The organism is Nostoc sp. CALU 546 (assembly GCF_048836525.1).
The window spans coordinates 25449-37291 of record NZ_JAWJTF010000094.1; the positions used below are offsets into that span (position 1 = coordinate 25449).

6 protein-coding genes are annotated in these 11843 nt (G+C 40.0%); 1 reads left to right on the top strand and 5 read right to left on the bottom strand.

Annotated features, from left to right (window positions below; translation table 11 throughout):
• Window positions 1-283: 283 nt before the first annotated feature.
• The 5 genes from RRG12_RS32465 to RRG12_RS32485 form a co-directional block, all read right to left on the bottom strand.
• Window positions 284-1792 carry an HlyD family efflux transporter periplasmic adaptor subunit gene (locus RRG12_RS32465; protein ID WP_420762029.1) on the bottom strand — a complete coding sequence of 503 codons (1509 nt, stop codon included), beginning with the start codon at window positions 1790-1792 and terminating at the stop codon, window positions 284-286.
• A gap of 32 nt (window positions 1793-1824) precedes the next feature.
• Window positions 1825-4014 (bottom strand): peptidase domain-containing ABC transporter, encoded by a 2190-nt coding sequence (locus RRG12_RS32470; protein ID WP_420762030.1) that lies wholly within the window; start codon window positions 4012-4014, stop codon window positions 1825-1827.
• A 378-nt stretch (window positions 4015-4392) separates the two neighbouring features.
• Window positions 4393-4743: a peptidase inhibitor family I36 protein gene (locus RRG12_RS32475; protein ID WP_420762031.1), complete on the bottom strand. Its 351-nt coding sequence runs from the start codon at window positions 4741-4743 to the stop codon at window positions 4393-4395.
• A gap of 528 nt (window positions 4744-5271) precedes the next feature.
• A complete protein-coding gene (locus RRG12_RS32480; protein WP_420762032.1) occupies window positions 5272-9075 on the bottom strand; it encodes an eIF2A-related protein in 3804 nt (1267 codons plus the stop codon).
• A 181-nt stretch (window positions 9076-9256) separates the two neighbouring features.
• Entirely contained in the window at window positions 9257-9919 is a 663-nt protein-coding gene (locus RRG12_RS32485; RefSeq protein WP_420762033.1) for a tetratricopeptide repeat protein, read from the bottom strand.
• A gap of 205 nt (window positions 9920-10124) precedes the next feature.
• Here RRG12_RS32485 and RRG12_RS32490 point away from each other — a divergent pair, with 205 nt between their 5' ends.
• A complete protein-coding gene (locus RRG12_RS32490) occupies window positions 10125-11459 on the top strand; it encodes an AAA-like domain-containing protein (protein WP_420762034.1) in 1335 nt (444 codons plus the stop codon).
• The last annotated feature ends 384 nt before the right edge of the window (window positions 11460-11843 follow it).

The following is an 11843-nucleotide window of genomic DNA, read 5'->3' on the forward strand; positions in this document are numbered from 1 at the left end:
TTAATTGTTTATGGCAAGGTGGGCGCACTCGCAGAGTCCATGTCCCCCAGGAGCCAATACTTCTCGGTTAAGGACAAAAGCAGGGTAAAGTGATAATTGTTCACCAAGAAGTGCGATCGCCTACGGCGGTTCTGGAGAGGTTTTAGTGAAGCGATGGTCATCACCATTTTAATTAGCGATCGCCCTCTGCCTTTTTTCGGTAATTAATAAAAGTGCCCTTCATAGCAACATAATTCAGTAGTATTTTCAGATGCACTCTCCGAGTGTCACCTAAACGCGGGGCTTACAAGTCTGTTATTAGCCTTGCTTTTCTAAGAAAAAATTGCAGTACAGTCTCTTCTCGAGAAATAATATCAGCTGTACCATCCATCCCCAATTGAACAGGGCACTGCTTTTTGTCCACACCTAGCATTAGGCTTTCCGGCTCAATTGTTGCCTCGTAGAAGCTGCCAATTGTATTCGCTTTCGGAGTATTAGTGGGGGTAGATACCGTATCACTCCTTTGGGAGGCTGGGATGATCGCATCTGCGGAAATTGCCTTAACTTTACCTTTGAGAGTACCGTAATCTGGATAAGGACAGGCTCTAACTCGTATTTGTACCGTCTGACCTATTTTCAACTTGCCCTTATCCTCAGATGCTACCGCTGCTTTTGCAACTAAGGATGCATTGCTAGGAACAATTTGGACAACTTCCTCCCCAGCACGCACACTTTGACCAGGGTTTCTCAGATTGAGTTTGAAGACAATACCATCTGCGGTGGCAGTAATAGTAGTTTGGCTCAGTTCGATTTCTGCTTGTTTGACTTCGCTTGTTTCACGCTCTAGCTGTTTTTGAATTTCAATTTGTTGTTTGATCAGAGATTGACGTTCTTTGTCTAAGTTAGCTTTGTTCACTTCTAGAGAAGCTTTTTCTTGAGCAATGCGCGAGGAGGCGATCGCTACTTCTGCATTGCTGGGATTGAGAGCAATGATGGCGCTTTGCCGTTTAGCAATGGCTACCGAGACTGCTTGCTGTAACCGATTTATTGTTTTTATTTGTGATTCAACTGTTGCTTTTTGCGCCTCAACAGCTTGTTCTTGTTGCTTAACAGCTAGTTGTGCTTCCTCCAATTGATCCCGAGACAACGCTCCAACTTTTGCTGCACTCTCATATCGCTTCTGTTTTGACATAGCTGCTCCCAATGCAGCTTCGGTTGCTCTCAGATTTGCTTGTGCTGATTTTAACTGCGCTTGACCTGCATACAATTCTTCTTGGGCTATCTTAACGTTAGCATCAGCTTCTTGGCGTTCAGCAACGGTAGTAATTTGCTTATCACGATATAAGCGACGACGACCACTCAAATCAGCTTCAGCCGAGGTAATCACATGATTAATGCGGTATGTTTCAGCTTTGATTTGGCTATCAAGGGCACTAATCTGAGCATTAATTTGAACCAGTTGTAATTTTGCTTGTTGGATATTGCTTTGTAATTGGCTCTTTTTAGTTTGCAGGCGGGAGTCATCTATAGTGGCGATTTTCTCTCCTTTTTCGACAACTTGATTTTCTTGAACAAAGATTTGCATTACCTGACCCTCTGTTGCAGCCTGAACAATCCGCAATTCACCAGCAGGACGAATAACGGCATTACCTTTGACAGTGACCTTATATTTAATAACGGAGGCAACTGGGATAGCTAACCCTAAGACGCAAAGAATAAATAGTCCACCTAATGTTGTCCAACTACTAATTGGTGGGAGAAATTCGTTTTCTTGAACTGAAGGTAGAAACTCAGAGTTGGATTGACTAAGCATAGAGGGTGTAGTAGCAGAGAAAGAATAACTAATTACTCATTGGCCAAGGACGACACTAAACCATTCTTTGATGGAAGGATATCATCTAGGAAGTCTAAATGCTCACCCCTGATTTGGCGTAGTTCCTCTGGGGTACCTTGGATTTTCAAGCGACCTTCTTCAAGCAGCACAATCCAATCAGCTCGCCGGATCACTTTGGGGCGATGACTGATCATAATTGTGGTTTTGCCTTGGCGATAGTATAAAAGTTTATCTAGTACAAAGCTCTCACTCACCGGGTCGAGTGCGCCCGTGGATTCATCTAAAATTAGTATGGGTGGGTCGGTAACTATTGCCCTAGCTATGGCTAATCTTTGTCGTTGTCCACCAGAGAGATTCGCGCCAAATTCTCCTAAGACGGTTTGATATTTATCGGGTAGTTTACTGATAAACTCATCTGCACCAGCAATCTGGCAAGCTCTAATAATTTCTTCAAAACTGAGGTGTGGATAGCTAAAGCGGAAGTTGTCAATGATGGAGCGACTCCAGAAGTGGGGTTCTTGGGGAACTAGCACCACCTGTTGTCGCAGACATTCTAACGAGAGGTCTTGCTGGTTATATACCCCATAGCGGATATTACCAGACTGAAGCTGATATAAACCATTTATCAATTTGGCAAGGGTACTTTTGCCGCAGCCTGATTTACCAATCAAAGCAATGACTTGACCGCCAGGAATAGTTAGGGAAAAATCTTGTAGCAGGCCAACTCTACCTGCATGGTGGAAGTTGAGGTTAGTGCAGGTAATATCTGCGTTCCCAGGAATTTTTGCAATCGGCTTTTTGAAGTCATTTTCGGCTTCTGGGGTGGCATCAATGACTTCATTGAGGCGTTGGATGACAACCTGAGCGGTGATAAATTCATCAACTAAGGAGATCGCGGAACTTAGGAAACCGAGAAAGTTACCACTCATGCCACTAAATGTCAGTAATTGTCCAATACTAAGAGTGCCATTAATCACTAAATACGAGCCTAACCAGAGTACGCTAATATTAGTCAATGTGGAAAGAACGCTAGTAATTGTGCTGCTGTAAATTCCCAGCTTCATCGTCTTCCAGTTCAGGTTAGCGAGGCGACCGTAATTCGTCTGGTACTCTTGCCAAGCTTGGGGGGTGGCTTGGGTAGTTTTTAGCACCTGAACACCGCGAAAAGTTTCCACAAGAAAACCTTGGTTTTCAGTACCTAAGACAATTTGATTACGGGTTACGGAGCGTAAGCTAGGAAGAAAAAGCAGGTTGACACCCGTGACTAAGACAAAGGCGATAGTAGAGGCAACAGTGAGTTGCCAGCTTAAGAAAAGCATAAAGCCCAAGGAAACCAAGGCGATAAAAAATTGGCTGGGCAAACCAAGGACAATTTGAGAAACTAGGGCATTGATGGCATGAACATCGGCAATGCGGCTGATTACTTCCCCACTGCGGCGACCTTCAAAATACTCAAGGGGTAAGTGTAATAGTTTTCGCCCGTATTCAAAAATTAGTCCTAATTGCAGCCTTTGACCAAAGTGACCAATCAGGTGAGACTGTACTAAGCCTATTGCACTTTTGATGAAGCTCATTGCAATCACCCCAATTGCCACTGTTGTTAGCAGTTGTGTATCTCCCCGCACTAGCACATCATCGGTAAGCAGTTGCATCATCAAGGGAGAGGCTAGGGAGAGGAGTCCAATGGCGAAATTGATAGCAATTGCCTGGGCTATCAGGAAGCGATAGGGCCACACCCGCACCAGAAAACGTCCAAAGCCGTTAACTTTATCTTCTGGTTGCTCTTCAAAACGGATGTCATCTGGTGCCAATAGCAACATAACGCCATTAGCCCAACCATGCATTAATTCAGAGAGAGTGAGATAACGAATGCCTATTCCTGGGTCAGCAACTACATATTTTTTGCCTTTGCGCCCGTACAAAACAACCCAGTGGTAGCCTTTCCAGTGAATAATCGCTGGTAGAGGAGCATTCTGCAATTGCTCAATGAATTCATTGCTAGCTTTGACTTGACGGGTGTTGAACCCCAAGGCTTCTGCTCCCCGGTTTAAGCCTAATAGGGTGGTACCTCGCGAACCAGTGCCCACTGCTTCCCGCACCCGATATATGGCAAGGTTGCGTCCATAATGTTTGGCAACAGTAGCAATGCAAGCCGCGCCGCAGTCTTCTTCACTGTGTTGTCGAACAACTTGATATCCCATGTCTGAGTGTTGATGCTTCAAAGCAACGCTAGTAGTAGAGGCTATTCTTTGCTCACCCGTTTGAACTTAAGCCCGAAAGTATTGAGGGTTAAGCGTCGCTCAAAACATCAAAACCCCACTCTCAGCCTTTGGGAATTTGTAAGAAGAAATGTGCCGTAAAGTGAAGAGGGGTAAAAAATTTTGAGCGAACACAAAATTATGCAATCTTCGCGCTTACTTTAATATTAAGTTGATATCAAAGAGCAAAGAATAGCCCTACTGGGTGGAAATAAATTAGGAAACGTGCTTGAAAAATACTTAAGCTTTCCCAAGCACGATCATAACGGGGCTGTACCCATCGCTATTCCTGAAAACTCAGTAAAATAGCTTAATACCTTATCAGATTCGCCGTATAGACTCAACGTTATTGTCAAATCCAAGTCCAAAGTTTCCTGATTGTCCAAAAAATCCGCCTAATACGACATTACTGCCAGTGTAATTCTGACCCGTGAAAAGACGCCATGTATGACCCGACGCGACTTGAAACGATGAGGCTCTGTTGTTAAAACCACCAAGAGAGGGTGTCTGAAATCCTACTCCTCCTATATAGGTCACAGGCGTTCCAGTAAAATTGGGTCCATCATACAAGGTTATTGTTCCACCAGAACAGGTGGCAGCACTTTCATGGGAAATGTCTTGCACACCAGCAACTTTGTCGAGAGATTGGGATTGTTTGTTGATATTTGACATCGTTTTTCTTCTTAATAATGTCGTAATAACTCTAGGCGGTGATTTAAATCACCGCCATTTGAGAATATTACTTAACCCCTTAGAAAAACAATCCAATTTTTTTAGGTATGCTTTGTCTAAATTCTTTAGATTTTAATTAAGTAGCAACGCTCACACTCAGATTAAATACAAATTTATCCCCACCCAAATCTATGATTATGTTCTGAATTCATGATGGCTCTAACCGAATGGCACTAAGAAAAGGGAAAATCGTTGAGGCAGCTCTTGTGCAGAGGAGCGGAGGAGCAGGGGAGAAAGAAGAAGGAAGAAGCATACGGACAGAAACAAGAGGCATACGGAAAGAAGCAAGAGAAATTCTCCTCTGCCCCTCTGCCCCCCTGCTCCTCTGCAATCCTTACGCCGCCTACCCTTCAGCTTAACTTAGTGCCATTCGGCTCTAACCCTTGATTCCTGATAAAGGAGCAGCCAATGCTTTTAAAACCACAGTTTTCGGCACTGTCATGCACTTATCTTGCCGTTGTCCTACGACTATTTACCCCAGCAAACCTTTAATCTTTCCCTTGCTTGAGGCTGGGTATTCAGGTAATTTTTTAACCAGTTGCATCCCCGTGCTAATAGCCCATCTAATTCGTAAATCCGCCAAATCAGCACCTCATTTTGCTCAGGAGAATTACCCTGAACATGCGCGAGAATATATTTACCATCTGGGCTAAAACTTACTGGCGATATAAACGTAGATGAATACTTATATTGTGCAAGCTGCCTACCCAACACATCCCAAACGCGATAAATTTTATCATCTGAAGCTGTAACAATCCGCTGACCATCCGGGCTAAAAACAGCAAATCCAACCCTACCTTGATGCGGTATTTCAACTAATTGTTTACCAGAAGTATCCCAAATAATCACCCTATTATCTGGAGAAGTAGCAATAATTAGTTTCCCATCTGGACTAAAGCTAGGGCTATAAATATCTTGATTGGCTTTAAATTCTGATAATTTTTGACCAGATGTATCCCAAATGCTTACTATCCTGCCGTCACTCGTAACAATCCGTTCTCCATATCGACTAAAGCTAGCACCAGAATAACTATTTTCACTTCCTGTAAACTCTACTATTTTTTCACCCGAAATATTCCACAAACTTGAGTAATTTTTGCCGTCATAATCAAACCTAGCCAGAATATATTTACTATTAGGATTCCAAGTAATGCCTCTGGCTTTGAATGTAGTTATTAACTTACCAGACTCCGACCAAATTCTAGTTTTATTATCAGAAGTTGTAGTTAAAATATACTTGCCATCTGGACTAAAAGCAGCATATTCTACCACCTCTTCATGCCCAGAAAGCAATAATAACTGTTTTCCTAATATATCCCAAACACGAACAGTTTTATCGGCTGATGCTGTGACAATTTTTTTTCCATCAGGGCTGAAATTAGCGCTACTAACTACGTCTGAATGTCCTATAAATGTTGCCAACTGCTTACCATAACTATCCCAAATTAATACATATTTTCTAGTTGGGGTAACAATATATTTACCATCGGGACTCCAGCTTGCTCCCGTAATAGCGTCTTTTGAATTGATAGTTACTGGTATTTTATCGGATAAATCCCAGATACTAACCATTTTATCTTGTCCAAAGGTAACAATATATTTACCATCAGGACTCCAATGAGGATTTCTTTGATCTCCTGTCAGTTCGGTGAGTAAATCACCTGATAAATCCCATACTTTTACACCTTTATCTCTTATATCCCACACTTTTATAGTGTCATCGGTAGTAAAAAATCGCTTACCATCTGGACTAAATCCTGCATCACCATTTAGTGCTTTCTCATTTTTTATTTCTCTAATCAGCCTACCAGATAAATCCCAAACGTGAGTTTTATCAGATGTTGATACGAAAATACGCTGACTGTCGGGGCTAAATCCAGCATCCATAATTGACCATTTGTCATCTCCTTTAAATCGCGCGATTTGTTTACCTGAAACATCCCAAACATAGGAGCCATTAGAGTTAGTTAAGATATATTTTCCATTCGGACTCCAATAAGCACTGTTAACAGCCATTGAATGTCCTGTGAATGTTCGCAATAGTTTACCCGATGTATCCCAAATGCGGGCAGTCTTATCATCAGAAGCGGTAAGAATATATTTACTATCTGGGCTAAAACTGGCACTATTAACTTTACCTTGATGTTGAAGTTGTAGTAATAAATTACCGGATAAATCCCAGATGCGGGCTGTTTGATCATTAGGGGTATTAACTATGCTTTTACCATCCCAACCTGTTTCAATAACAAGTGGATTTCCTGAAGTCGTAATGACACGTTTCCCATCTGGGCTAAAACTGGCGCTAGTTACATTTTCTTGATGTCTAAGTATCGCCAATTGTTTCCCGGAAAAGTTCCAGATCCGAACTGTTTTATCATTAGAAGTAGTGAGAATATGCTTTCCATCTGGACTAAAATTAGCAATCAAAACTCCGTCTTGGTGTCCTTTTAGTTCGGCTATAAGCTTACCTGACAAGTTCCAAATACGAGCAGTTTTATCATTAGAAGCGGTGACGATGTACTTTCCATCATGGCTCCAGTTCACAGTTGTAATCTCGTCTTTATGAGCAACGAATTGCTTGATTTCATGGATTTTATCAAGTATTATTTGTAAAGCTAAAATTGGACTGCTTGCAGGATATTTTTCTAGATAACGTCCATCTTTTACTATTTTTTTTAACCTTTGTCCTGCATCCATCGCTGTGACTAAAGATTCAATTTGTTTTGTTTCAAACTGTTTTAGTGCTGCAACTCCTGCTTGTTCTAATCTTATACCTTCTTGGACTTCTCGTAATTGGTTAGTTGATATAGTTGCTCCAACAAAAGCAATAGCTGCTCCGATAAGAGAACAAATAAGAACTCCACCACCGATACGAATTTGTCGTTTAGCCTGATGTTGGGCTGTGGTTAAAGTATCGTTAGCTTGTGCTAAAATGCGACTTTCTTCTTCTTGAAGAGATAATGCCGTAGCTATTTCTTGTTTTTCCAATTCCTGACTAGCAGTTAAAAACTGGTAATCTTGCTCAGTTAAGCTTTTATTTGCTGCCCAATTCTTTGCTTCTTCTAATGCTAACCCTTGCAATAATCTAGAATTATCTTGACAGCTAGAAGCAAACCAAGCTGATAATGCTTCTGAATAAGGTCTTAAATGGGCGAGTGCTTTTTCTACCCAGTTAAAATCAAAAACATTTGCATAAATACGGTTATAAACCCTTAAATATCCCTGCTGTTCTACAACTAATCCAGATAGCCGTAATTCTATTTGTTCTGGACTGTCATAAGCGGGAATTTGTCCTAATTGTAAAATTTTCTGATATAAACCAAGCAATGCACCTGTATTATGCTTGCTTATCAAAATTCTATCTTTGATGGTTTTTAAATGGGGTGGTTCGTCTTGTGATTCCCAGTTTTCAATTATTTGCTGTCTAACAATATTCTCCACCCATTCGGCTTCTGTAATTTCTCCCTTTGCTTTTAGCGAGTCATAATGAATAAAGTTTTGGGAAGTTACTAACAAATCGCATAATTTTTGTGTAAGTAAGGGTTGTCCTCCAGTCCATGCTAAAACTTCTTGCAAAATAGCTTCTGGATTTTCAATCCCTTTTAACCCTGATGCTAAAGGTGAAATTTCGTGTATTTGAAAACCATTAAGTTGAATTGCACGACCGATATTAAAGGGTGTTCGTACTTTATCTGCAATTAAATCGCTAGGTGTTGCTACTCCGAGAAGCACAAAAGTAATCCTATTCAACTCGCTATTAATATTACGTTTTTCATAACAACTTCTAATCCAGGCAAAAAAATCATCACCCTTAAATTTTAAGCTTAAAATACTATCAATCTCATCAATAAAAACAACTATTTCACTTTTGATTTTTTCTAACAAAATTTTTTCAATAAATATATCCAAACGCTGTATTGGCGATAATTCGGAGTTTTCCTTCCACCATGTTCTAATAAATTCGCTGGGGTTAGCTATTTCAAAATTTGCAACTAATGTGTAAACAATACCTGCATACCACTGTTCCGGATTTATATCTTTACTACCGCGTCCAGAAATGTCAATCGTAGTACAAGCGATTCCTTCTGCTTGCAGTCGTTTGATTGTACGAACTTGCAAGCTAGTTTTACCCATTTGTCGGGAATTAAAAATATAACAAAAGTTCCCAGCTTTCAGTTCGTTGTAAAGGTCGAAATCTGCTTGTCTAACTACGTAACAGGGAGCATCTTCTGTAAGACTTCCACCAACTTTATAGGAAAAATTATTGCTCATTATCTAATCAAATTACTAATTATTTGAAGTTGTCAATATTTTTAAATTATTACAAAAATAGTTTGTGGGGTCTGTAAAAGCGCAACGCACCCAATTATATAGTGGTGCGTGACGGCAAATAGATTATTCCTTTTTTGCACATATAATTCATGCCGTCACACACCAGGAGAGCCTATTTGGGTTAAGAATTTAGTCCTGATAATTCATTTCTTACTTTCTCCAGCATCTCTTGATATCGAGGTTCTTGGAAACCACTTCCGAAAGACCCATTTAAATATTCCTGAAGAAGTTTTTCTGCTGCTTTGTAATCTGCCCTTGCACTTTCTTTATTCCCTAAATCCTTGTAAAGATTACCTCTTAATAAGTACTCGTCAACATTGGAACTACTATCACCAATTAATTGAGTCAAATCTGAAATCGCTTTCTGTTTTTCGCCTAATTTTTCATAAGCCCTAGCCCTATTCCAATATGCAGGACGACTAAAACCAAGCCTACCTGTATTTTGCCTAACGACTTCGGTATAGTCTGCCACTGCGGCTTTGTAATTCCCAATTGCAGCGTAAGCATTTGCACGATGATAGTAGGGTTCTTCAGCTTTAGGATTGAGCCGAATTGCCTGCGTGAAAGAAGAAACCGCAGCGAGTGAGTCTTTTTGGCAGTCCTCTTGAAAGTGTCCCATGCCTATGAAGTCGTTTACTGTATTAAGATGTGGTGGCTTCAGAGTTTGACAGTCAGTAGAAGCATTAGAAGCTGGTATTTGTGCAACTAATGGTATCGAAAAACCTAGCAGCAAAATAGATGATGCATAAGCTAATAAGGAAGCTATAGAGAAGGCAAATTTCATAATTATATAATCCAGAAATATTTTCAGTTAAAGTAGGACTAGTGTTCACAGGTTGCACCTCGAACCTTATTCCTACTAATCCCATTTAACCTTGACTACACTTGAGTTCGCATAGGAGTATATCGAGTACGTATCGACTTTGTAGTGAGATTGAATATTTTAAAATTTCGCCAAAAAAACAAATTTAGCAGTTGTAATATCAGAAATGCCACGTTCAGTTAGAGTACGTCCTGAATTCATATCACAGGTAAAGTCAGCACTACCGCGTAATGGCTATATTCGTCAAACTGATTTAGCAGAACATTTGCAAATATCTCAATCCACTATCAGCAGTTTTCTTAATGGCAGAGCTGTAGATTACCTTAACTTTAGAGAAATTTGTCGTGTTTTAGGGCTGGAATGGCAAGATATTGCTGATTTAACTACTGATTTAACAGTGGAAAGTGGGAAAAATATATTTTCATCACCCTTAGTACGCACTACAGAGGAAAATAACAAAGAAACTCAAGAAATATCTTCATCCCACTCTCTAGAGCATCCATCCGGGCAAGTGCCATTAGATTCGCTATTTTATATTAAGCGATCACCAATCGAAGAACGATGTTACGAACAAATTCATAAACCCGGTGCTTTAATTAGAATTAAAGCACCCAGACAAATGGGTAAAACTTCACTATTGTCAAGAATTATTGATAAATCACATTCTCAAGGGGATTGTGCCGTCATCTTAGATTTCCAACTTGCAGCACAGCAGATTTTTGTCAATTCAGATAAGTTTTTGCGTTGGTTTTGTGGCAGTGTTGGTTTAGCTTTAAATATCCCGAATCAAATTGATGATTATTGGGATTTAGCGGAAATTGTGGGTAGCAGCATGGCATGTAAAGCCTATTTTGAGGAATATCTACTACCAACAATTAATAAGCCGCTAACCCTTGGTTTAGATGAGGTTGATAAAGTTTTTGAATATCCAGAAATTTACCGAGATTTTTTTGGACTGCTACGCGCTTTACACGAAGAAGGCAAACGGCGAGAGATTTGGGAAAAACTGCGATTGGTAATTGTACATTCTACAGAAGTTTACGTTCCTCTTGATATTAATCAATCGCCATTTAATGTAGGTCTGTCTGTAGAATTGCCTGAATTTAATAATCAACAGATTTTAGATTTAGTTCAAAGGTATCAACTCGATTGGGATGAAACAGAAGTTGAAAAATTAATGATGCTAGTGGGTGGACATCCATTTTTAGTGCGTCTTACTCTTTATAATATAGCCAATAGAAATGTTACTTTAACACAGATACTACAAAATCCCACAAGTTCATCGAGTATCTACGCAGACCATTTACATCGTCAAAGTTTAATTCTTACGCAGCAGCCGGAATTAGCAAATGCGATGAAAGATGTAGTTATTAATAACCCTGCGAAGCTACCGACAGTAACTAAATTTAAATTGCACAGTGTTGGACTGGTAAAATTGCAAGGAGATAGCGTATTACCACGCTGTAATTTATATAGTCAGTATTTACAAACTTATTTGTAAACAAACAAATATTTTGTTGACTAGAAGAAAGGCAGAGAGCGAAATTTTTTGCTCTCAACAGCATAAACAAACTGTGATTTTAACAATAAAATGGACAAAAAGGACGGGTTATACTTCACAACTTCATAGGACAAGGGGAGAAATGAGCATCCGTTCCGAAACTTACGCTAAGGACTTGATGAGCTACTTTCAATACTGCGATCGCCAGGATTAAAACTGTACCAATTGAAGTCTCTGAAATTTAGGAGCTTCAAACCCAAGATGAGCCGTATTAAATTGTTGCACCAAATAATCTATAGGTTAATTGGTACATCAAGAATTGCGAAAAATATTGATTTGCAGAATACTTATCCAGTAAGGATTACAGCCTTAGCGTAACTTTCT

Bases quoted from the DNA above. Each gene is read 5' to 3' on its own strand.
- RRG12_RS32465 (WP_420762029.1), bottom strand. From the start codon at position 1,792: ATGCTTAGTCAATCCAACTCTGAGTTTCTACCTTCAGTTCAAGAAAAC.
- RRG12_RS32470 (WP_420762030.1), bottom strand. From the start codon at position 4,014: ATGGGATATCAAGTTGTTCGACAACACAGTGAAGAAGACTGCGGCGCG.
- RRG12_RS32475 (WP_420762031.1), bottom strand. From the start codon at position 4,743: ATGTCAAATATCAACAAACAATCCCAATCTCTCGACAAAGTTGCTGGT.
- RRG12_RS32480 (WP_420762032.1), bottom strand. From the start codon at position 9,075: ATGAGCAATAATTTTTCCTATAAAGTTGGTGGAAGTCTTACAGAAGAT.
- RRG12_RS32485 (WP_420762033.1), bottom strand. From the start codon at position 9,919: ATGAAATTTGCCTTCTCTATAGCTTCCTTATTAGCTTATGCATCATCT.
- RRG12_RS32490 (WP_420762034.1), top strand. From the start codon at position 10,125: ATGCCACGTTCAGTTAGAGTACGTCCTGAATTCATATCACAGGTAAAG.